This window comes from Rhizobium sp. BR 314 (assembly GCF_047445805.1).
Lineage (GTDB): Bacteria > Pseudomonadota > Alphaproteobacteria > Rhizobiales > Rhizobiaceae > Rhizobium > Rhizobium lusitanum_B.
In genome coordinates, this window is sequence record NZ_JARWLA010000007.1 from 96,818 (window position 1) to 118,207 (window position 21,390).

A 21,390-nucleotide genomic window follows, 5' to 3' on the forward strand; every position below is an offset into this window, starting at 1 on the left:
CGGTCGCTGCCGCCCCTGATTATTTGATTTGTGATCACACTTGCATTGATCACGCTAATCAGCTTTAATCCACTCTGCAAGCCGAAAAAAGGGATTTCGAATGCAAAAGGCCACCGCCGACAAGAGCGATCCGATTGCCGCACAGCTTGCGCCCGTAGGCCGCGAGACCGTCCAGGACCGCGTCTACTCCGAGCTGCGCCGCGCGCTGATCGGCGGCCTTTTCGAGCCCAGCCAGGTGCTGACGATCCGTGGCCTTGCCGATGCGCTGATGACCAGCACCATGCCTGTGCGCGAAGCGCTCGGTCGGTTGATTACCGAAAAGGCGCTGGAGGCACTGCCCAACCGATCCGTTCGCGTGCCGCCGATCACGCTCGAGCGCATGGATGACCTTCTGCGTGCTCGCATCCTCATTGAAGGCGAGGCCATTGCGCTTGCGGCAACCCGCATGAATTCGCGCCAGATCGCCACCATCGAGGGCATGCTCGGCGAATGGGACGAGATGCGCGCCCTCAAGCACAAGAAGGACGTCGACCGTGAAGTGACGCTCAACCAGGCCTTTCATTTCGAGATCTATCGCGCTTGCGGTTCGGCGGTGTTGATCCCGATGATCGAGAGCCTGTGGCTGCAGTCCGGTCCTTGTATCCGCGTCGCCATATACGCCTTCTCCGACGCCGGCGAAGTCGACACCGCCCATTATCACCGTACCATCGTCAAGGCGATGGCCGCACAGGATGCAGCGGGGGCCCGCGAAGCGCTGATCGCCGATATCAGCCGCCCCTTCGTGTTCCTGCGCAACAAACTTGAAGCCGATTCCAAGAAGGGCCTATCCGCATGAGCCAACGCGCCATCAAGATCTCCGAACCACGCTCCGGTCTCAGCGTCTTTGCGCCGCTGCTGGAAGCCAAGGCGCCTGACAATGCCGCGTTCCTCTGGAGCTACCTCAGCGAACCGCGCGTGGTCGGCGGCATTCATGCCATGTGGACCGGGCCGGAAATCTCCTGCCCGATCCCGCCCGCGCATTTGAAAGACACAGCCTATGCCGTCGCCCTGCCAGCCGAAAACGCGACATTGACGCCGCAGCCGGGCGATATCGTCTTAAGCTATGTGCCACCGCGCATGTGGGGCGGCAATCCCGACGCCATTTTCGATATCGGCCTTTTCTATGGACAGGGCGCGCGCTTGCTCTTCCCGATCGGCTGGCTTGCCGGCAGCGTCATCGCGCAAGTCCGCGTTGAGGAACGCGAACATTTTGCTGCCGCCTGCGGCATCATCCGTCGCAGCGGTGCCTGCGACGTCACCTTTGAGCGCGCGGAGATCTGACATGGCCACAGTCGCCGATGACAGTTTCGAGCTGTTCGACCTCAGGGTCGAAGCCGTTATTCCCGAGGGCAAGCCGATCTATTGCGGCGCCAAGGCGGGCGACTATTTCGAGCTCAAGGGCGAAATGCTGTCCTTGCCGCCGGGCCAGGGCTTTTCGATCTATTCCATATCGGCCGTGCTGCCACTGCTCGCGGCCAAACAGCGGCCAACCCATAAGAACGACTGGATGACCTCGGATGCGGAAATCGCCTGCCCCGACCCCAACTGTGCGAGCCGGCTGCGGATCGTCAGAACGGGCACGCGACGGTTCAGCCATGCCGAAACGACGGCAGTGCCGTTGCCTGAAGGAGAATAGACAGCATGACCGCCAAGACTTTTGAGCTCAGCCCCGGATACAAGATCTCCCGCGTCATCCGCGGCGGCTGGCAGCTTGCCGGAGGGCACGGCGCCATCGACCGCGCCCAGGCGGTCACCGATCTGATCGCGGCTTACGACGTCGGCATCCGCACCTATGATTGCGCCGACATCTATACGGGCGTCGAGGAACTGATCGGCGAAGCGCGCGAGCGCTTGCGCAACGAACGCGGCGCGGAAGCTGCTGGTGCCATGAAGGTGCACACCAAGCTTGTGCCCGATCTTGAAAAACTCGCAACGATCAGCCGCGATTATATTCGAGGGATCGTCGACAAGTCGCTGCGCAAGCTGAAGACCGAGCAGCTCGACCTCGTGCAGTTTCACTGGTGGGACTATTCGCTGCCAGGCCATCTCGATGCGCTTGCCTGGCTCAACGAGATGCGCCGGGAAGGCAAGGTGCGCAATGTCGGGACGACAAACTTCGACACGCCGCATATTGCCGGGATCCTTGCTGCCGGCATTCCGCTGGTCAGCCAGCAGCTCCAATATTCCGTTCTCGATCAGCGCCCATCACATAGCCTCGCCAAGCTGGCGGCCGAAAACGACGTCAAATTTCTCTGCTACGGGTCGGTAGCAGGTGGCTTCCTGAGCGACAAATGGCTGGGACAGCCGGAGCCGGAAATGCCGCTCGAGAACCGTTCGCTCGTCAAGTATAAGCTGATCATCGATGATTTCGGCGGCTGGGAGCTGTTCCAATCACTGCTCGGCACATTAAAGGCTATCGGTGATCGCCATGGCGTCGACATCGCCACGATCGCCAGCGCCTGGGTGTTGGAGCAGCCGCAGGTTGCCGCCGTTATCGTCGGCGCCCGCAATCAGGCGCATGCGCTTGCCAACGCGAAGATCATGGATATCGCACTCTTGGACGAAGACCGCCGGCAAATCTCCGGCATCATCGCCCAAGGCTCGGGCCTTGAGGGCGACGTCTATACCCTGGAGCGCGACCGCACCGGTAAACACGGCTCCATCATGCACTACAATCTCAACGCGGGGAAAGTATGAGCCAGCAACCCTCTCTCCTTCAAAAGGCCAGCGCCGAGGTCCTCGATTTCCATCGCTTCTTCGAGGGATGGTACGATGCCGCAACGGCCGACAGCGTCGATTTCGGCCGCTGCGAGCGCACATTCGGTCAGGCTTTTCATATGATCCCGCCGACCGGGCGCGTCTTCGACCGCGCGGAGACCATCGAATTGATCCGCGCAAACCGGGCGACTTTTCAGGGCAATTTCACCATCGAAATTTCGGATATCCGCGCAAGCTATGAAACCGCAGATACGATCGTCCTGACCTATATCGAGGCTCAGTCGCGCGCCGGCAAATTCAGCCGGCGGCAGGCAAGCGCGCTTTTCACCGCAAGTTCATCGGCGCCCAACGGCGTCGAATGGCAGMATCTGCAGGAAACCTGGCTGCAGATGCCGGACAACTGACAGGTTCCTAAAAATCAGAAATGAAAATCGTTGACCGAGCAAGGGGAACAAAGATGAAGAAGACGATATTTCAAATCACGACGGCTCTGGCCTTTCTAGCCGCAGCCGGTGTCGCCAATGCCGCGGACTGCAAGGTGACGGTGGGTCTCGTGATGGAACTGACCGGTCCGGCCGGCGAATATGGCCAGGCCGGCGCGAAGTCCGTCGAGATGGCCTTTCGTGACATCAATGCCGCCGGTGGCGTGCATGGCTGCGATCTGGTGACGGACACCCGCGACAGCCAGAGCCAGGGCAATGTCGCAGTCGACGCCGCCACGCAACTTGTACAGGTGAAGAAGGTTCCCGCTGTTATCGGCGGCATCATTTCCTCTGTAACAATCCCGATCCTGACGTCGGTCACCGCGCCCGCTAAGGTCGTCCAGGTCTCCCCGGCCGCCTCTTCGCCGACGCTGACGGCGCTTGGCCGCGACGGCAAGACCAACGGCATCTTCTTCCGCACGATCACCTCGGACTCGCTGCAGGGCATCGCTGCCGCCAAATACGCGATCGACAAGGGCTTCAAGAAGCTGGCGATCATTCACGTCAACAGCGACTTCGGCGTCAACATGGTTGCCGAGTTCTCGAAGGCCTACAAGGCGCTCGGCGGCACGATCATTTCGACTACGCCCTACAATGAGAAACAGTCGAGCTATGCGTCGGAAGTCACGGCAGGCATGGCAGGCAGCCCGGATGGTCTCTATCTCGTCAGCACGCCGGTCGACGGCGCCACCATCGCCCGAACATGGATCTCACAGGGCGGTCCGCAGAAATTCCTGCTCAATGACGGCATGAACAGCCCTGACTTCATCGACTCGGTCGGAGCCGATTACCTCAAGGATGCCTATGGAACGTCGTCGGGTACAACGCCGACGCCTTCAACCGACTACTTCAACAAGAACTACAAGACCTTCTCCGGCATCGAACCGACCAACCCGGCGGCCGACCGCGCCTACGACGCGGGCGCGATCGTCGGTCTCGCGCTTGCGATCGCCGGCGACGACACCTCGAAGCTGAAGGATGATATCTACAAGGTGGTCGACCCGAAGGGCATGCCGATCTATGCCGGCAAGGAAGAGTTCGCCAAGGCTCTCGGCCTGATCAAGGAAGGCAAGCCGATCCGCTACGAGGGCGTCATCGGACCTGTCTCCTTCGATCAGTACGGTGACATCACCGGCCCGTTCCGTCTTTGGAAGATCACCGATGGCAAGGTTACCACCGATGGTGAGCTGAAGATAGAAGACGTCTCGGCTCTCAAGGAAAAGATCAAATAGTCTGGCGCAAGCCATTGAAAATATGACGAGGCCCGCGAAACGGCGCCTCGTCCAGGAAACATAGACCAACGATTCCTTTCAGCGGCCGGCATATCGAGACAGCGATCTGGCATAGGTTTTGGAAGATCATCCGCTAATGCCCAGCAGCATTGCCCGCCCCACCAATCCCACGCTCTGGACGCTGACGGCCAATCCGCCGCCGGAACTTGCCCGCGAGTTGCCTTCACGTTGCGACGTGGTCGTGATCGGCGGCGGTTTTACGGGCCTGACGGCGGCGCTTCATCTCGCGCGCGCCGGCCGCTCTGTCTGCGTTCTGGACGCAGGACGATTGGGTGCCGGCGCGAGCGGCATGAATGCCGGCTTCGTCGTTCCGAATTTCGCCAAGGCGGATCCGGCGACGGTTCGCCAAAAGCTGCCTCGCGACAAAGCCGACGCCCTTCTCTCTCTCGTCGGCGCGGGAGCCGATCGGGTCTATGCGACCATCGCCGAAGAAGGGATTGCCTGCGATGCGGCCCAGACCGGCTGGTTGCAGCCTGCCTATGGCGAGGCTATGGCCGACGTTCTGCGCCAACGCGCCCGCGATTGGGCGGAACTTGGCCGTCCGGTCGAGTTCCTCGAAGCGCCGGAGATCCAGGACGAAACGGGAATGGATATCTATTCCGGCGGGTTGATCGATCATTCTGGCGGGACCATCCACCCGCTGAACTATCTCTTTGGTCTTGCGCATGCCGTAACGCGACATGGTGGCAACATCAGCGAAAACAGCTCGGTAGATCGGGTCGAGCGACATGGCAGTATCTGGCGGATCGCCCTTGCGGGCCGGGAGATTGAGGCAGACAGCGTGCTTCTGGCGACGAACGCCTTTACGGGTGGTGTTGCGACCCGCATGGGACGCACCGGTGTGCCGCTCAGGGTCTATCAGGTAGCGACCAAGCCAATCGAGGCGGAGACGGTTGCCCGTATTGCGCCGCACCGACGTCCCCTTGGCGACACGCGCTCCAATCTTTTCACCTACCGGCTAGATCGCGACAACAGGCTGATCAGCGGCGGCATGGCCATCAATCCCATCGGCGCTTTCGAACGTATCGGCCGCGCTGTCGTCGACCGTCTTGCATCCGAGCTGCGCCTGCCCCGCCATCCCGGTGTCGAAATCGTCTGGACCGGCGTTGCCATCATGACGCCGGATTTCCTGCCTCGGCTCTATCGGTTCGGCGACGATTTCTTCGGCGGCATAGGCTGCAACGGCCGCGGCATCGCCATGACGGCTCAGCTGGGTCATGTTCTTGCCAGGCTGGCCCTTGGAGAACAGGCCGCCTCGTTGCCGATCCCACTACAATCCAGTCGCCCGCTGCCCTTTCATAGTTTAACGCCCCTCGTTGCGTCCATTGCACTCGCGCACGCCCGTTTTGCAGACTGGCGTGCCGGACAGCGTTGAAATGCGTGCAAGACTTGGGGGCAATCGCATCGCACCTTCTCCGGATAGTTATTGTCTAGAATTTCTACCGATAAAGAAATGAAGGCGCGGACCGACAGGAAAAAACGAAAAGCCTTTCCTCGAAGCACCGCTTTGAATGCGGCATCGTGACGCCGAATGAAATCGGAGTCCCCCATGAACGCGCAATTGCACCAACTCAACTCCAAGCACCCCCAGGCCACCGTGCTTGAGACCGAGCAGCAGGCGCTCGCCGTCGCTCGCGAGCTTGCGGAGCATTTCGCCTCCACCGCATCCGAGCGCGACAGCGAAAGACAGCTGCCCTTTGCTGAAATGGATACACTGGCGCAATCGGGGCTCTTGGCGATCACGGTTCCGGAAGAATACGGGGGGCTTGACGTCTCGAATTCCACACTCGCCGAAATCACCGCGATCCTGGCACAGGCCGACGGTTCGATCGGGCAGATCCCACAAAACCACTTCTACATTCTGGAAGCACTGCGCGTAGACGGCTCCGAAGACCAGAAACGCTACTTTTTTGAACGGGCTCTTGCCGGCGACCGCTTCGGCAACGCTCTGTCGGAACGCGGAACGAAAACCGTCGGCCATTACAATACCCGTATCGCCCGGGACGGCCCTGGCTATCGCATCAATGGACGAAAGTTCTATTCAACCGGTGTGCTCTTTGCGGACTGGATCACGATCTTCGCGCTTGATGAGAGCGAAAAACTCGTCATGGCCTTCGTTCCGAAGGGGACGGAGGGTGTCGAAATCATCGACGACTGGGATGGTTTCGGACAGCGTACGACCGGAAGCGGCACCACGGTGCTCAACAATGTCTATGTGAATGCCGATCACGTCGTTCTGCATCACAGGGGTTTCGAGCGTCCAACGACGATCGGTTCGGTCGGTCAGATCATCCATGCAGGCGTCGATCTCGGCATCGCCCGTGGCGCCTTTGTCGAAACGCTCAATTTTGTGAAAACCAAGGCTCGCCCTTGGATGGACAGCGGTGTCGAGCACGCTAGCGACGACCCGCTGACCATCGCCAAGGTCGGACAAATTGCTATCCGGCTGGAGGCGGCCACCGCGACGATCGAGCGTGCCGGGCGCAAGGTCGATGCGGCCCAGGTAGAGACCACCGAGAAGAGAGTGATCGAGGCGACCTTGGCGGTTGCCGCAGCCAAGGTGCTGACTACGGAAATCGCCATTGAGGCGACCAACACGCTGTTCGAGCTCGCCGGCACGGCATCCGTCAAGCTCGATCTCAATCTCGATCGGTACTGGCGCAATGCGCGCACGCATACGCTCCACGATCCCGTTCGCTGGAAATACCATGTCGTCGGCAACTACCATCTCAACGACGTCATTCCGCCGAAGAACGGCGCCCTTTGACGATGAGCTGAACCACGGCCCTGTCCGTCGATGGCGCAAATGGCCACCAGGCACCCATGAAGAAGCGGCTTGAAAGCGTGGAGGCGCTCTCAAGCCGCTTTTATGAATAGCCGAGACTAATGAGCCTCTGCAATGACGAGCGGGACCTCCGCGCCATTGGCGTCATAGAGCCTGCCGTTGAGGAAATAGTCGCCATCGTGGAGAACGGCGATGTCCTGATATCGGATCGAACGCTCGGTGCCTGCGACGAATACCGACTGCTGATCGGAATTCCCGATCTTCAGGTGATTGAACAGAAGATTGAGCATGATTGCCATCAATGCCGCCGAACTGATGCCGGAATGGAAGATGGTAATGACCCATGACGGGAAATGCTCATAGAAGGTCGGCGACGCGATCGGGATCATACCGAAGCCTATGGAGGTCGCCACGATGATGAGGTTCATGTTGTTCTCGTAGTCGACCTTGGCGAGCGTCCTGATCCCGCTTGCGGCAACCGTGCCGAACAGGACAAGGCCGGCACCGCCAAGCACCGAGCTCGGAACCGCAGCCACGATACGGCCGACGACCGGCAACAATCCCAAGGCGACGAGAAAGAGCCCGCCCGTTGCGACGACATAGCGACTCTTGATGCCGGTCACGGCGACAAGGCCCACATTCTGCGCGAAGGCGCTCTGGGTGAAGGATCCGAAAACGGGGGCAATGATGCTGGACAGCATGTCGGCACGCAGACCGTCCCCAAGCCGACGCGCATCGACTTTCGTCCCGACGATCTCGCCAACAGCCAGAATATCGGCCGACGTCTCAACGAGGATCACCATGATGACGATGAACATCGAGATGATCGAAGCCGCGTCAAAGATCGGATAGCCGAAGTGAAAGATCTGAGGCAGAGCCACGAAAGGACCATTCGCCACGCGCGAGAAATCCGTCATGCCAAGCGCATAGGCGATGCCTGTTCCGATGACGATGGCAAGCAAGATTGACAGTCTTGATATCGCGGCACTTCCCAGTTTGCTGAGTAGCAAGACGATGACAAGCGTCACGGCCGCAAGCAGAATATTGGCCTGACTGCCGAACTCCGGTGCGCTTCTATTGCCGCCCATGGCCCAACCCGCAGCAACCGGCATCAGCGTCAACCCGATGGTCGTGATGACGATGCCTGTAACGAGGGGTGGAAAGAAGCGCGTGATGCGCGAAAACACCGGCGTGATGGCAAGCCCGATGATCGAAGCCGCGATAACGGCGCCGAGCACGACTTGGATGCCGCCGTGTCCGGTAATGGCGATCATGGTCGCGACGCCGGAAAAGGACACGCCCTGCACGAGGGGAAGTCGGCTGCCGAAGAAGGGCAGACCGATCGTCTGCAGGATGGTTGCGAGGCCGCCGGCAAACAGCGATGCCGTCACAAGCAGACCGATATCGGCGGGTGCGAGACCGGATGCCTGGCCGATGATCAGGGGAACGGCGACAATACCGCCATACATTGTGAGAACATGCTGAAGGCCGTAGGCCAGATTTGCGCCAAGACCGAGCTTTTCATCCTCAGGGGATAAAGACGCGGCATTTTCCTCTGCGGGTACTGCCAAGGTAAACTCCTCCATACCTTTGCGTTTCTCATTTCCTCCAAATGAGAAATACAGGTTACGGTGTCCGACCTCGGATGACTTTATAGAAAAATGCGAAACACCTTATGGAAGACACCGTTTCGCCTATGAATATAGGATCGGGATTGAGCTACGCGTCAACAGTGCAAACGGCTTGCTGAAGCACTCGCTTCAAATGGATGCAAGCTCCGTCTTGAGAAATCAGCTTCAAGCCAAAAACCTCCATTCGATCCTTTCGGATTGAATGGAGGTTTTCGGCAGCCAGTGGTCTGTCTCTCGCCTGAGTGCTCCTTCGGCGAAAATAGGCCTAGCTGTAGAGGCTCACCTCGGGAATCTTGTCATTGAGAACGAACTCTCCGACTTCCTTGGCCTTGTAGAATACGGGATCGTGCAAGGTATGCGTCCGGACATTGCGCCAGAAGCGATCGAAACGATACTTCTCCGCTGTCGACCGTGCACCGGTCAGCTCGAATATGCGTGATGTGATGTCAAGGGAAACGTGGGTGGCGCTGACCTTGGCGGCATAGGCTTCGGCGGCGACTTCGCCGCGCTCCCGCGCCGTCACCCTTTGCCCCTTGGCAAGAGCGGCTTGTACGGTCGTGGCAGCACTGTCGGCCAAGGCAGCAGAAGCCTTCAAGGCAGCGGTGAACTCGCCGACACGTTCGAGAATATACGGATCGTCGGCGGCACGCTCGGCACCGGACGTGATCCACGGCCTTGTCGTCGTCCGCACATAATCGACAGCCTCGCGCAACGCGCCCTCTGCCGTACCCAGATAAAAATTCACGAAGACCAACTGGATGAGCGGCGTGTTGAAGGTCGCCAGCACAGGTGCCTCGACGCCGGTCGATGCCGCCTTGTCCAGATCCTCTTCGTAGACGGGGAAGTCATGGAATTCGACACTGCCGCTGTCGGACAGGCGCTGGCCAAAATTATCCCAGTCGTCGTTGGCCTTGTAGCCCGCGCGATCGGTCGGGACGGCGAAGCCGACGATCCTGTCATCGAGCGTGGCATTGGCATTGATGTAGTCGGAGACGCGCGCTGCGGTCGAGAAGGATTTGCGGCCATTCAGAACATAGCCGTTGGCGCGGCGCGTCAGCACGAGCCCCGGATCGCGCGGATTGACGGCTGCGCCCCAATAGAGACTGCTGGCAACTGTCTTGCCGGCAAGCTCCTGTGCGCGCGCCTCATCGAAGGCCCAATGAATATATTGGCTATTGACGTAGTGATAGCCGAGAAGCTGGCCAATGGAGCTTTCTCCCCGCGCAAGGATACGCACGAGCCGCAAGGCGTCCACCCAGTCGATACCACCTCCGCCGATTTGCTGCGCATGCAGCGCATTCAACAGGCCTGCATTCTTCAGCTTGACGATCTCAGCAAGGGGTGGGCGGCCCTCACGGTCAAGCTCCGCGGCACGCGTGGAAAGATCGGCGGCAATTTCCTCAGCCCTGGCGAAAAGGATCTCGCGCGTGACATTCCGGCTGCCGGCAAAGACGACGTTGGACTGGCTCATGACGTAAACTCCGGTTCTTTGGCATAAAGCGGCGGACGCGCAGTCCGCCGGCAAATCGGTATCAACTGATTAGAAGAGCTTCTGTGGTATCCAGCTCGCCGTCACTGCATCGCTCGCATTGAAGGCTGGCACCTTCTGCGCGAGCTCCTCGATCGTCTTGACGCCGGCCGTACGCAGCCCCTCCTGGGTCAGGAGCGTCGGCTTGACGGTAATCTGGTGCGGCACGTCCTGCCCCGCGATCTGCAGAGCCGTCGCGCGAATGGAAACGGCTCCCACGACGGCGGGATTGGTCGCAACAGTCGCGACCCAGGGGCTGCCGGGCTCGGTGATTTCCTGGATATCCGCCGTCGAGACGTCGGCCGAATAGATTTTCAGCTTGTTTGCGATGCCAAGATCGTTGGCGGCGAGCTTCACGCCGCGCGCAAACTCGTCGTAGGGAGCGAAAATGACGCCGATATCCGGATTCGCCGTCAGCGCCGCCTTCGCCTGATCGGCAGTCGAAGTTGCTGTCGTATCGCTGACATTGCCAAAGCGCGCCTTTTCGACGACACCGCTATTCTGCTTCTTGAACTTATCCCAGACCTCGTTGCGGCGATCGAGCGGCGCAAAGCCGGCGACATAGACATAGCCTGCCTTGAAGCTATCCCCATTGTCCTTCACGACCTGCTTCAGCGCGAGTTCGGCCAGCTCGTGATCGCTCTGTTCGACCTGCGGGATTTTCGGATTGTTGAGATTAACGTCGAAGGCAACAACTTTGATGCCCTTGTCCAGCGCCTTCTGAACGACGTCACCTAGCGATTCCGGCAGACCGTGGTCGATGACAATGCCGGAGACGCCAAGGTTGATCGCCTGCAGGATCTGCTCGCGCTGCTCAGCCGCATTCTGGCGCCCGGGAAAGACGCGCAGATCGATATCGAGCGCCTTCGCCTGCGCCTCGGCTCCGGCCTGATAGGCCTGGAAGAAATCGCCTGCGGAAATATAGCTGATCAGCGCAACCTTTACGCCGCCCTTGTCAAAGGGAGCAGGCGCACCGCTGACGCCGCCTGCCAATGCAGCCTGCGAAATGAAAAGGGAAATGGCGGCGGCTGACAGGGCAAGCCTTGAAAGGGATTTCATCTTAGCGAACCTCGCGATCGATCTGGAGCGTCGTCTGACGGACAATCCCGCGACGCATACAATTATTAAATATAATCCCTATGTTTTTAGTAGATTAAATCATCCGATTTTGGTGAGCTTCGGAGATTCTTTGTTCTCCGAGGGAAGACCGGACGGCAAGGCGTTGCCTGAGAGGCACGCGGCGGATCAGCCGCACCAACCGATGCGCTCGAAAGCAAGCGGCCACTCCACCCGTTTTAAGCAGGTTGCAGGAAACGCCGATCTGCACACACGGTTTACCGCTCACGGATATTCCCTCCCGCCCGGCGGTTTTGGAAAATCGTTCCTCCCTTAAAGCCGTAAAATCTATCTATTTTATATTCTATTGTTTCATATGCATTGCTGGAGAGGATGCTTTCATGACCGAGAAAAACACGACAGGCTTCGGGCGCCGAGATATTTTGAAGCTGACCGCTGCCGGCGCTGCCCTGGCAACGGCAGGGATTATTTCGAGCAAGGCTTCGGCCGCGGACGATAGCTTGTCTCTGAAGGGCAAGCGCATCGCGATCAGCGCGACCGGTACCGACCACTATTTCGATCTGCAGGCCTACAACGCCCAGATCGATGAGGTGAAGAAGCTGGGTGGCACACCGATCGCTGTCGACGCCGGCCGAAACGATGGCAAGCTCGTATCGCAACTGCAGACGCTGATCGCACAAAAACCGGATGCAATCGTCCAGATTCTTGGCACGCTGAGTGTTATCGACCCTTGGCTGAAGAAGGCGCGCGACGCCGGCATTCCCGTTCTTACCGTTGACGTCGGCTCGACGAATTCGATCAACAACACCACATCGGACAATTGGGGCATCGGCAAGGATCTGGCACTGCAGCTCGTTTCCGATATCGGCGGCGAAGGCAATATCATCGTCTTCAACGGCTTCTACGGCGTGACGCCATGCGCCATCCGCTACGATCAGCTCGTCAATGTCGTCAAGTATTTCCCCAAGGTGAAGATCATCCAACCGGAGCTCCGGGACGTCATTCCGAATACGGTTCAGGACGCCTTCACGCAGATCACGGCGATCCTCAACAAGTATCCGGAAAAGGGTTCGATCAAGGCCATCTGGTCGGCCTGGGATATTCCCCAGCTTGGCGCGACGCAGGCGCTCACCGCCGCCGGCCGCACTGAAATCCGGACCTATGGCGTCGACGGAAGTCCGGAAGTGCTGCAGCTGGTGGCCGATCCGAACTCGCCCGCCGGCGCAGATGCCGCCCAGCAACCGGCGGAAATCGGCCGCACGGCCATTCGCAACGTCGCAAAGCTGCTAGCAGGTCAGACACTGCCGCGCGAAACCTACGTGCCTGCACTCCTCGCCAACAAGAGCAACGTCGCCGACATCGTCAAGAAGCTTGGCATCGGCTGATGCGTGGACCGGCAATGCGGCTTCCGTCGCATCGCCACATTGAATGCGAGGGCCTTTTCCAATGACGGCGACCGAACTTCCACCAACGACCGAAAGCCCGGAGCACATCGTTCGCTTCGAAGGCATCGTGAAGCGCTTTGGCGGTGCACAAGCATTGGCCGGCGCATCGCTCAGTGTACGCCGCGGCACCGTGCATGGGCTTGTCGGGCAGAACGGGGCCGGCAAATCGACCTTGATCAAACTCCTCGCCGGCCTGCACAGGCCGGATGAAGGCCGCATCAAGATCGAAGGCAAAGAAATCGATCGGCTGACGCCACATCTTTGCGAAGACCTCGGCATCCACTTCATCCATCAGGACCGGCTCCTGGTGCCGACCTTCACTGTCGGTGAGACGCTGTTTCTCGGAAGGGAGCTACGCCTGGCGGGCACGCCATTCCTCGATCGCAATGCAATGCGACGCCGAGCCGAAGAGATCCTCGCCAATTATTTTGGCGTTGATTTGCCGAAAAATGCTCTGATCAGCGAGCTTTCAACGGCCGAACAGCAGATCGTTCAGATCACGCGCGCACTGCTGCATCAGCCGAAGTTGCTCGTCTTCGACGAGCCGACCGCGGCTCTGGTGCGGCAGGAGGCGGAAATTCTGTTTCGTCTCATCCATCGCCTGCGCAGCGAGGGCGTCACCATCATCTACATCTCTCATTACCTCAATGAGATCGAGGCCTTATGCGACGATGTTACAGTATTGCGCAATGGCGTCGATGTCGCATCGCTACCCATGAGCGAAACCTCGGCAAACGGCATCGCAACGCTGATGGTCGAGCGGGATTTAGGCGAGATGTTCCCGAAGCGGCAAGTCGAACTCGGCGCCGAAATTCTGAAGGTTCGTAATCTCTCGGCAGCCAACCGCTTCCATGATGTCAGCTTCACTCTACGCCGCGGCGAAATCCTCGGCATCACAGGGTTGCTCGGCTCCGGAGCAAAGGATCTTGTCCGAACCCTCTTCGGACTGCAGGCAGCGGCGGGCGGCGAGATCGATATCGAAAAGAAAACCTTGAAGCCGCGCAGTCCAGGCGAAGCTGTCGATCATCAGTTGGCGCTGGTGCCGGAAGACCGACGCGGTCATGGCGTAGGCCTCGATCTGAGCGTGGGAGAAAACATCACGCTCTCGAGCCTTGCCCATTATACGCGCCTCGGCTTTCTCAATCGCAGACGCGAGGCAAGCGATACCGACGAGCTCATCAAGCGTCTGCAGATCAAGACGGCGGGACGAGAAGCTCTGGTCCGCACGCTGTCGGGCGGGAACCAGCAGAAGGTGGCGATCGCCAAATGGCTGAGCCGCAAATCGGAAATCTATCTGCTGGACGAGCCGACGGTCGGCGTCGATATCGGCTCCAAGGTCGAGATCTATTCCCTTATCGGTGAGCTTGCCGCCCGCGGTGCGGGTGTGATCGTGCTGTCGTCGGACCTGCCTGAACTCGTCGGTATAACCGACCGGATCCTCGTACTCTTCCGCGGCCGCCTGACGCGCGAACTCGTTTCTTCCCAAACGACAACGGACGAAGTGCTGTCAGCAGCGACTGGAGCCATAGAAGGATTGCGTCATGTCGGCTGACGTCCAGTTCGCGTCCCTCCCTGAGGTTGGCAACACGCGCGCACTGCCGTCGGGCGGCAAGCTCGCCGCCGCGGCCCTGCGTTTCGGCTCGCTGCTCGCCTTCCTATCGATCCTGGTGATCTTTTCGCTGACGGCGCCCTACTTCCTGAGCGTCGGCAATATCGGCAACGTGCTCGGCCAATCGGCCATTTCCGGCGTGCTTGCCATCGGCCTGACGATCGTGCTGATCGCCGGGGGGGCCAACGTGGTCACCGGCGGCATTGACCTTTCGCTTGCCGCCAACATGGGTCTCAGCGCAGCCGTCTACGCAACGCTAATCCAGCTGGGCTTCAATGACCTGATGGCAGGTGCAGCCGCGCTCACCACAGGCGTGGCGATCGGCATCGTCAACGCACTGGCCATCGTGCTCGCGGGTATTGTGCCCCTGCTTGCGACGCTTGCCGTGATGAATGTTGTCGCCGGTCTGGAGCTGGTTCTGACCCAGAACACCGTTCTTCCCGCCACGACGGATTTCCTGACTGCGCTTTCCGCTTCGGATGGCTTCGGCATCCCTATCCTTGCCTATGTGCTGATCGGCTTTGCGATCATCGCTGCGGCTGTCGTGCAATATACCCCGCTCGGCCTGCGGCTTTACGCCGTCGGCGAATTTCCCGAAGCAGCGCGGGCCGCCGGGCTTCCATTGAAGACGCTGGTCGCTGGTGCATTCGTCGCAAGCGGGCTTTGCGGCGGTATCGCCGGTGTGCTGTCGGTGTCCTATCTCAGCGGCAGCACGACCGGCTCAGGCGAAATGCTGCTTCCTGTGGTGGTGACGGCGCTGCTCGGTTCGGTCTTCTCACGCCGCTTGGTGCCGACGATCGGCGGAACATTGATATCGACGCTGTTCGTCGGTTTCCTGATCAACGGTTTCCAGCTTCTGAACCTTCCGAGCACGCTCGTGAGTGGCGTTCAGGGCCTGCTCATCCTGGTCGTCGTTTCGGCCACCACCTTGCTGCGCAAACGGGAGATCTGACATGTCCGTGGCTGTTTCAGGAAGGCCTCTGGCCGGCATCAGCCGCTATGGCCTCATTATCGCGCTTGTTGCCGTCTTCGCGCTCTTCTCCCTGGCTGCCCCAACATTCCTCAGCGCCGGCAATCTGCAGAGCATTCTCGTCAACAACTTCACGCTGCTTGCCATCGTCTCGATCGCAATGACCTTTGCCGTCGCAACCGGTGGCATTGATCTTTCCGTCGGCACCGCCGTCGATTTTGCAAGCTTTGCCTTCGTCTCAAGCATTCTGGCCGGCCTGCCGGTGCCGTTGGCGGCTCTGGCGGGCCTTGGCGCCGGAGCGCTGGTTGGGGCGTTCAATGCCGCTTTGATCTCCGGTATCGGCGTATCGCCATTTCTGGCAACGCTTGGGACGCTGTTCATCGGTCGCAGCATCCAACAACTGCTGACGGGCGGCGGCAATCCGGTCTATCTGCCACCATCCGGCGTTCCCGAGGCATTTCGTTTCATCGGACATGGTACGATCGGAAGCATTCCCGTACCGCTGCTGATCGCAGCCGTTATCATCGCTGGGGCAGCCCTGCTCTTTGCACGGATGCGCTTTGGACGCGTGGTCCTGGCAATCGGCATCCAGCCGCGGACAGTACGATATTCGGGGATTGCGCTTCGGGGTCACGTTGCCGCGACATTCATTCTTGCCGGCATCATAGCCGCCTCCGCCGGGCTGATCCTGACCGCGACGGTGACGGTCTATATCCCCTCCTCCGGCAACGGCTTCATGTTGAATGCCATCGGGGCCACCTTCATCGGCACGACTCTCTCGCCGCTAGGGCGGCCGAACGTCGCCGGCACAGTGCTCGGAGTTCTGCTCCTAAGCATCGTCGCCAACGGCCTGCTGCTGACAGGCCTGAACTTCTACTGGCAGCAGGTCGGTACAGGCTTACTGATCTTCGCCGTGCTCGCCTTCAGCTTCGTCAACAAGAAAGCCGTCGGCGCCTAAGCGCCGGCTCCTCGAAATCATGCAGGAACAATAGAGATGACTCGCGAGATCAGGCTCAACGCCTTCGATATGAACTGCGTCGGACACCAGTCACCGGGCCTGTGGCGCCATCCGCGCGACAAGTCCTGGACCTACAAGGATCTCGACTATTGGGTCCATCTGGCAAAGACGCTGGAGCGCGGCAAGTTCGATGGGCTGTTCATCGCCGATGTGCTTGGCGTCTATGACGTGCTGAACGGCAATGTCGATGCGGCCCTTCGCCATTCCGCACAAGTCCCGGTCAACGATCCGCTGCAGCTCATTCCGACCATGGCTTACGAAACAGAGCATCTCGGCTTCGGTCTGACCGCCTCACTCTCCTTCGAGCATCCCTACACCTTTGCCCGGCGCATCTCGACACTCGACCATCTAACCAAGGGCCGCGTCGGCTGGAACATCGTCACCTCCTATTTGAACAGCGGCGCCCTCAACATCGGCCAGGCGGCACAAACAAAGCATGACGACCGCTACGGCTTGGCGGAGGAATATCTCGAAGTCTGCTACAAGCTTTGGGAAGGCAGTTGGGAAGATGATGCCGTTATCCGCGATCGCGAGAAGGGCATATTCACGCGGCCGGAGAAGGTTCACCCAATCCGCCATTCCGGCAAGCATTTCACCGTCCCGGGCATTCATTTGAGCGAGCCGTCGCCACAGCGCACACCAGTACTTTATCAGGCCGGCTCTTCGAGCCGCGGCAAGGATTTCGCCGGCGCACATGCCGAGTGTATCTTCGTGGCGGCGCCCTCCAAGGCGGTGCTGAAGCGTTATGTCGCCAATGTTCGCGAGGCCGCCGAGCGCGCTGGCCGCAATCCTCGCGAAATCCTATCCTTCAACCTGCAGACCGTGATCCTCGGCGAGACCGATGCGGAAGCGCAGCGCAAGTTTAACGAATACCGACAATACGCCTCCCTCGAAGGCGCGCAGGCGTTGATCTCGGGTTGGACCGGCATCGACTTCGGGCAGTTCTCGCCGGATGAGGTGCTTCGGCACCGTTATACCAACGCGGTCCAGTCCGCCGTCGAGACCTTCACGACGATCGACCCGGACAAACAGTGGACCGTGCGCGAGATGGCCGACTGGGTCGGCATTGGCGGCTTCGGCCCGGTCTTTGTCGGCTCGCCGCAGACGGTTGCCGATCTGATGCAGGAATGGATCGAGGATACCGATGTGGACGGCTTCAATCTCGCCTATGCTGTCACGCCCGAAAGCTTCGAGGATGCCGTCGACCTTCTGGTGCCGGAATTGCAAAAGCGCGGCGTCTACAAGACCGACTATAGCGCGGGGACGCTACGCGAAAAGCTCGGCGGGGGCGGCCCGCGGCTCGCAACGCCGCATCCGGCGGCCGGCTATCGCAATCTTCGCGATCTCGTTGCACGGGCATCCTAGCCACCAGGCCATGCTCCATCCGATTGCTTTCAGAACTCGGGAAAAGGTTCTGAAAGCATGGCTTCAAGATCGGCCCTTGCCTCGTCCGAAAGATACGGACGCAGCAGGCCCGAGACTTGGCTCAGCCCCCAGTGGACATGGTTTGGCAGCAGGTCGCGAACGCCCTCCTGCAGGCCAAGATAAACCGCCCAATAGGTTGAGACGATCCACATATTCGTCAATAGCGGCTTGCGATCCTCCGCGGCGACGTGGATCAAACCGGCATGTTCCATTCGCTGAAAAATGACCTCGACGGATAGCCGCATGCCGCCACTGATCATCAGGATCGGCGCTCTCAAGCCCGGTGCGGTCGCCAGCAGGCCCGGAATGTCGCGAAACAGGAAGCGATGGGTCCAGACCAGCGAGAACCATTTGCGCAGAAAGCCGGCATAGGCTTTCGAATCCGCTCCCTGGATGGCATCGGCCTCCTCGAGCAGCGCCAATGCATCGGCCTCGAACCTTGAAAACAAGGCCAGCACCAGCGATTCCTTGGTGCGGAAATGATAGTAGAGATTGCCCTGATTGATGTGGACGGCCTTGGCGATTTCAGCAGTCGTCACCGCCTCTGGCCCCTTCTGATTGAACAGGGACAGTGTCGACACAAGGATCCTCTCGCGCGTGCCGAGCCGCTCGCTCGGCCCTGTTTTTCCGCCTTTGCTTTCCGCCAAGCTCACTCCCCCTTGCAGCCTCAATGCATCCACCCTATGCTTTCTAAGGTAAACACCCTAATCCTGATCTACAAGCACCCATAGGCTTGAACAAGGAGGCTGAGGCATGAAAGCGAGCGTTAACGCCGCTACCGGGTCGCCCGGTGCATTTCCGCTCACACCGCGCTCGATGCCGCGCGTGCTCCTTTCCCTGATCCGCAATCCGCTCGATGCACTCCCGCTCCAGATCTTCGACGAGCCCTTCGTCTTCACGCAAATGGCCGGAAAATCACGGCTCTACCTCGCCGATCCCGAACTGATCTATCAGGCGCTCGTCCGCAATTCCGATGCGCTCGGTAAGGGTGAGGATGTCCAGCGTCTGCTCGGCCCAGCACTCGGCGAGGGCATTCTCACCTCGGATGGCGCGCATTGGAAATGGCAGCGGCAATCGGTAGCCGCTGCCTTTCGCCACGAAAAGCTGCTTGAGCTTCAGCCAGCGATGATCGCAGCGGCCGAACGCCGGCGCGACCTGTGGCTTGCTCACAAGGGCAAGCCCCTTGACCTCTGCCAGGAAATGATGCGCACCACCTTCGACATTATCGTCGAGACGATGATGTCCGGCGGCGACGGTATCGATGTCGATAGGGTCGAGCGCAATATCACCAACTATCTCAAGCCGACCGGCTGGAAATTCGCGCTTGGATTGGTCGGCGCGCCCAGCTGGATGCCACATCCCGGCAAGGAAAAGGCAAGAGCCGCCGTCATCTTCCTGCGCGCTACGCTCGGCAAGGTCATTGCCGAACGGCGGACAAGCGGCCTCGAACGCCAAGACCTCGTATCAATGCTGCTTGAGGCCGCCGACCCCGAGACGGGTCGCATGATGACCGATGAGGAAATCATCGACAATCTGATGACCTTTATCACCGCCGGGCACGAAACGACCGCGCTCGGCCTTGCCTGGACGCTGCACCTTCTTGCCCGCCATCAGGATTGTCAGGCGAGGCTGTTCGACGAAATCGCCACGGTGACCGAGGGCGGTCCGTTACTTGCCGAGCATGTTGGTAAACTGACCTATGCCAGACAGGTCTTTTCCGAATCCATGAGACTGTATCCTCCGGCGCCGGTCATATCGCGGACTGCCATTCGTGAGTTCACGCTTGGCGCATACCGGATTCCCGCCGACACGATCCTCTATGTTCCGATCTACGCGGTCCATCGCCATGCTGCTCTTTGGGAAGATCCATTGGCCTTCGACCCCGAACGCTTCGATCCCGAAGCGACCAGGAGCCGCCACCGCTTCGCCTTCATGCCGTTTGGTGCAGGGCCGCGCGTATGCATTGGCAACGGCTTTGCCATGATGGAAGCCGTTGCGATTCTTGCCACCCTGCTTCAGAAGTTTCGGGTGACCAGCGCGAGCGAACCATCGCCCAAGCCGGTCATGAAGGTGACATTGCGGCCAATGCATCCTTTGCCGATCAATCTCATAAAGCGATAGGCGAAACGACGCCTTGTCTCAGCCGCCCCAGGTCTGCTCCAGGACGCGGACCCAGTTTTCATGGGCGATTTTTGCGATCGCCTGATCGTCGAAACCATGCGCGCGCAGGGCGTCGATCAGCTTCGGCAGGCCGGCGGCATCGCCGAGCGCCTGCGGAATGGTCGTGCCGTCGAAATCGGAGCCGAGGGCGACGTGATCGATACCGATCCGTTCGGCGATGTAAGCGACGTGCCGGACGAGAACGTCGAGCGGCGTATCCGCATTCTTCACACCATCATCGCGCAGGAACAGCACGCCGAAATTGATCCCGACCAGACCGTTCGACTCGCCGATGGCATCGAGCTGCTTGTCCGTCAGGTTGCGGCTGTGCGGGCAGAGCGTATGGGCGTTGGAATGCGAGGCGACGAGCGGCGCGTTCGACAGCTTCGCAATATCCCAGAAGCCCTTCTCGTTCATGTGCGAGAGATCGATCATAATCCGCAGCTCGTTGCAGGCGCGGATCAGGTCCTTGCCGGCATCGGTCAGGCCGGCGCCGATATCCGGCGTCGAGTTGAAGCGGAAAGGCACGCCGTGGGCGAAGACATTCGACCGGCTCCAAACAGGGCCGAGCGAGCGCAGCCCCGCCTGATGAAGAACGTAGAGCGCGTCGAGATCGGCACCGATCGCTTCCACGCCTTCGATGTGGAAAACTGAGGCAAACCGTCCCTCGGCAATCGAGCTGCGAATGTCCGCGGCCGAGCGGCAAACCTTAACAGCACCGTCCGACCGTGCTTCGATCTCAAACAGGAGGCGGGCCATCGCCAGGGTCTCGTTCAATGCATCGGGCTGCGCGGGGGTGACAAAGTCGACATTTTCGGCGCGCGGCAGGTCTGGAGACGGGACGAAGATCGCGCAAAGCCCACCGGCCAGGCCGCCACGGCGTGCGCGCGGCAGATCTATGTGCCCTGCATCCTCGCCCTGCAGAAAGGCGTTGACGGAATTCGAGCCGCCGCGGCGCAACCGCAGCAGCACATCATTATGGCCATCGAATACGGGGACGAACGAAGATTGGGTCATGTCTCAATCCAAAAATTGTCATTGATACCTGCCTAGGCAAGCTTACTCGGTCGAGCAAATGCAAACCGCGCATAGGCTCTGCGAAAAACGGAATTAGGCGCTCGCAATAGGCGCTGTTAAAGAACCGGGCGAAAATACGATAGCGGCCAAGCCGTGCCAAGCCCCGTCTGCTTGCCACCGAGCCTTTGCCGCGA

At 59.9% G+C, this 21,390-nt stretch carries 19 protein-coding genes; 14 read left to right on the plus strand and 5 right to left on the minus strand.

All coding sequences use genetic code 11. The annotated features are described in order from the left end of the window. The first annotated feature begins 100 nt into the window (after positions 1 to 100). The 8 genes from QD461_RS12200 (at position 101) to QD461_RS12235 (ending at position 7,298) form a co-directional block, all read left to right on the plus strand. Positions 101 to 835, plus strand: coding sequence for a GntR family transcriptional regulator (locus tag QD461_RS12200; RefSeq protein ID WP_184707879.1), 735 nt, complete (start codon positions 101 to 103; stop codon positions 833 to 835). Then, entirely contained in the window at positions 832 to 1,320 is a 489-nt protein-coding gene (locus QD461_RS12205; RefSeq protein ID WP_414088013.1) for a DUF3830 family protein, read from the plus strand. Before QD461_RS12200 ends, QD461_RS12205 begins: the two co-directional genes overlap by 4 nt. A 1-nt stretch (position 1,321) precedes the next feature. Continuing rightward, the gene (locus QD461_RS12210; protein ID WP_184707873.1) at positions 1,322 to 1,675 is read left to right on the plus strand and encodes a TIGR04076 family protein; all 354 of its coding nucleotides are present in this window, start codon (positions 1,322 to 1,324) and stop codon (positions 1,673 to 1,675) included. 5 nt (positions 1,676 to 1,680) lie between these two features. Further along, positions 1,681 to 2,736: an aldo/keto reductase gene (locus tag QD461_RS12215; RefSeq protein ID WP_184707870.1), complete on the plus strand. Its 1,056-nt coding sequence runs from the start codon at positions 1,681 to 1,683 to the stop codon at positions 2,734 to 2,736. Next, positions 2,733 to 3,161, plus strand: a complete 429-nt coding sequence (locus tag QD461_RS12220) for a hypothetical protein (protein ID WP_414088014.1) — start codon at positions 2,733 to 2,735, stop codon at positions 3,159 to 3,161. Before QD461_RS12215 ends, QD461_RS12220 begins: the two co-directional genes overlap by 4 nt. Before the next feature lie 53 nt (positions 3,162 to 3,214). After that, entirely contained in the window at positions 3,215 to 4,471 is a 1,257-nt protein-coding gene (locus tag QD461_RS12225; protein WP_414088015.1) for an ABC transporter substrate-binding protein, read from the plus strand. A 136-nt stretch (positions 4,472 to 4,607) separates the two neighbouring features. After that, positions 4,608 to 5,906 (plus strand): NAD(P)/FAD-dependent oxidoreductase, encoded by a 1,299-nt coding sequence (locus tag QD461_RS12230; RefSeq protein WP_414088016.1) that lies wholly within the window; start codon positions 4,608 to 4,610, stop codon positions 5,904 to 5,906. Between the two features lie 174 nt (positions 5,907 to 6,080). Beyond that, on the plus strand, positions 6,081 to 7,298 hold the full coding sequence (locus tag QD461_RS12235; RefSeq protein ID WP_414088017.1) for an SfnB family sulfur acquisition oxidoreductase: 1,218 nt from the start codon (positions 6,081 to 6,083) through the stop codon (positions 7,296 to 7,298). Between the two features lie 116 nt (positions 7,299 to 7,414). Here QD461_RS12235 and QD461_RS12240 read toward each other — a convergent pair whose 3' ends face one another. The 3 genes from QD461_RS12240 to QD461_RS12250 all read right to left on the minus strand — a co-directional run bounded on the left by QD461_RS12240 (position 7,415) and on the right by QD461_RS12250 (position 11,534). Continuing rightward, positions 7,415 to 8,887: a nucleobase:cation symporter-2 family protein gene (locus QD461_RS12240; protein ID WP_414088018.1), complete on the minus strand. Its 1,473-nt coding sequence runs from the start codon at positions 8,885 to 8,887 to the stop codon at positions 7,415 to 7,417. A gap of 325 nt (positions 8,888 to 9,212) precedes the next feature. After that, positions 9,213 to 10,418 (minus strand): acyl-CoA dehydrogenase family protein, encoded by a 1,206-nt coding sequence (locus tag QD461_RS12245; protein ID WP_414088019.1) that lies wholly within the window; start codon positions 10,416 to 10,418, stop codon positions 9,213 to 9,215. Positions 10,419 to 10,487: 69 nt separating this feature from the next. Beyond that, a complete protein-coding gene (locus tag QD461_RS12250) occupies positions 10,488 to 11,534 on the minus strand; it encodes a substrate-binding domain-containing protein (protein WP_184707849.1) in 1,047 nt (348 codons plus the stop codon). Between the two features lie 398 nt (positions 11,535 to 11,932). On the opposite strand from QD461_RS12250, the gene QD461_RS12255 reads away from it, so the two are divergent. The 5 genes from QD461_RS12255 to QD461_RS12275 all read left to right on the plus strand — a co-directional run bounded on the left by QD461_RS12255 (position 11,933) and on the right by QD461_RS12275 (position 17,959). Further along, positions 11,933 to 12,937 (plus strand): sugar ABC transporter substrate-binding protein, encoded by a 1,005-nt coding sequence (locus tag QD461_RS12255; protein WP_414088020.1) that lies wholly within the window; start codon positions 11,933 to 11,935, stop codon positions 12,935 to 12,937. A 61-nt stretch (positions 12,938 to 12,998) separates the two neighbouring features. Continuing rightward, positions 12,999 to 14,549: a sugar ABC transporter ATP-binding protein gene (locus tag QD461_RS12260; RefSeq protein ID WP_414088021.1), complete on the plus strand. Its 1,551-nt coding sequence runs from the start codon at positions 12,999 to 13,001 to the stop codon at positions 14,547 to 14,549. Continuing rightward, positions 14,539 to 15,558, plus strand: a complete 1,020-nt coding sequence (locus QD461_RS12265; RefSeq protein ID WP_414088022.1) for an ABC transporter permease — start codon at positions 14,539 to 14,541, stop codon at positions 15,556 to 15,558. Before QD461_RS12260 ends, QD461_RS12265 begins: the two co-directional genes overlap by 11 nt. Position 15,559: 1 nt before the next feature. Then, positions 15,560 to 16,534 carry an ABC transporter permease gene (locus QD461_RS12270; RefSeq protein WP_414088023.1) on the plus strand — a complete coding sequence of 325 codons (975 nt, stop codon included), beginning with the start codon at positions 15,560 to 15,562 and terminating at the stop codon, positions 16,532 to 16,534. Between the two features lie 36 nt (positions 16,535 to 16,570). After that, positions 16,571 to 17,959 carry an LLM class flavin-dependent oxidoreductase gene (locus QD461_RS12275; RefSeq protein ID WP_414088024.1) on the plus strand — a complete coding sequence of 463 codons (1,389 nt, stop codon included), beginning with the start codon at positions 16,571 to 16,573 and terminating at the stop codon, positions 17,957 to 17,959. Between the two features lie 29 nt (positions 17,960 to 17,988). On the opposite strand, the gene QD461_RS12280 is transcribed toward QD461_RS12275, so the two are convergent. Further along, entirely contained in the window at positions 17,989 to 18,666 is a 678-nt protein-coding gene (locus QD461_RS12280) for a TetR/AcrR family transcriptional regulator (RefSeq protein ID WP_414088025.1), read from the minus strand. 106 nt (positions 18,667 to 18,772) lie between these two features. On the opposite strand from QD461_RS12280, the gene QD461_RS12285 reads away from it, so the two are divergent. Continuing rightward, entirely contained in the window at positions 18,773 to 20,140 is a 1,368-nt protein-coding gene (locus QD461_RS12285) for a cytochrome P450 (RefSeq protein WP_414088026.1), read from the plus strand. A gap of 18 nt (positions 20,141 to 20,158) precedes the next feature. On the opposite strand, the gene QD461_RS12290 is transcribed toward QD461_RS12285, so the two are convergent. Further along, the gene (locus tag QD461_RS12290; protein ID WP_414088027.1) at positions 20,159 to 21,196 is read right to left on the minus strand and encodes a dipeptidase; all 1,038 of its coding nucleotides are present in this window, start codon (positions 21,194 to 21,196) and stop codon (positions 20,159 to 20,161) included. Positions 21,197 to 21,390: the final 194 nt, after the last annotated feature.

Excerpts from the sequence above, each read along its gene's own strand:
- QD461_RS12265 (WP_414088022.1), top strand. The coding sequence starts at position 14,539 with ATGTCGGCTGACGTCCAGTTCGCGTCCCTCCCTGAGGTTGGCAACACG.
- QD461_RS12215 (WP_184707870.1), top strand. The coding sequence starts at position 1,681 with ATGACCGCCAAGACTTTTGAGCTCAGCCCCGGATACAAGATCTCCCGC.
- QD461_RS12205 (WP_414088013.1), top strand. The coding sequence starts at position 832 with ATGAGCCAACGCGCCATCAAGATCTCCGAACCACGCTCCGGTCTCAGC.
- QD461_RS12290 (WP_414088027.1), bottom strand. The coding sequence starts at position 21,196 with ATGACCCAATCTTCGTTCGTCCCCGTATTCGATGGCCATAATGATGTG.
- QD461_RS12285 (WP_414088026.1), top strand. The coding sequence starts at position 18,773 with ATGAAAGCGAGCGTTAACGCCGCTACCGGGTCGCCCGGTGCATTTCCG.
- QD461_RS12275 (WP_414088024.1), top strand. The coding sequence starts at position 16,571 with ATGACTCGCGAGATCAGGCTCAACGCCTTCGATATGAACTGCGTCGGA.
- QD461_RS12270 (WP_414088023.1), top strand. The coding sequence starts at position 15,560 with ATGTCCGTGGCTGTTTCAGGAAGGCCTCTGGCCGGCATCAGCCGCTAT.
- QD461_RS12250 (WP_184707849.1), bottom strand. The coding sequence starts at position 11,534 with ATGAAATCCCTTTCAAGGCTTGCCCTGTCAGCCGCCGCCATTTCCCTT.
- QD461_RS12255 (WP_414088020.1), top strand. The coding sequence starts at position 11,933 with ATGACCGAGAAAAACACGACAGGCTTCGGGCGCCGAGATATTTTGAAG.
- QD461_RS12260 (WP_414088021.1), top strand. The coding sequence starts at position 12,999 with ATGACGGCGACCGAACTTCCACCAACGACCGAAAGCCCGGAGCACATC.
- QD461_RS12225 (WP_414088015.1), top strand. The coding sequence starts at position 3,215 with ATGAAGAAGACGATATTTCAAATCACGACGGCTCTGGCCTTTCTAGCC.
- QD461_RS12235 (WP_414088017.1), top strand. The coding sequence starts at position 6,081 with ATGAACGCGCAATTGCACCAACTCAACTCCAAGCACCCCCAGGCCACC.
- QD461_RS12245 (WP_414088019.1), bottom strand. The coding sequence starts at position 10,418 with ATGAGCCAGTCCAACGTCGTCTTTGCCGGCAGCCGGAATGTCACGCGC.
- QD461_RS12210 (WP_184707873.1), top strand. The coding sequence starts at position 1,322 with ATGGCCACAGTCGCCGATGACAGTTTCGAGCTGTTCGACCTCAGGGTC.
- QD461_RS12230 (WP_414088016.1), top strand. The coding sequence starts at position 4,608 with ATGCCCAGCAGCATTGCCCGCCCCACCAATCCCACGCTCTGGACGCTG.
- QD461_RS12200 (WP_184707879.1), top strand. The coding sequence starts at position 101 with ATGCAAAAGGCCACCGCCGACAAGAGCGATCCGATTGCCGCACAGCTT.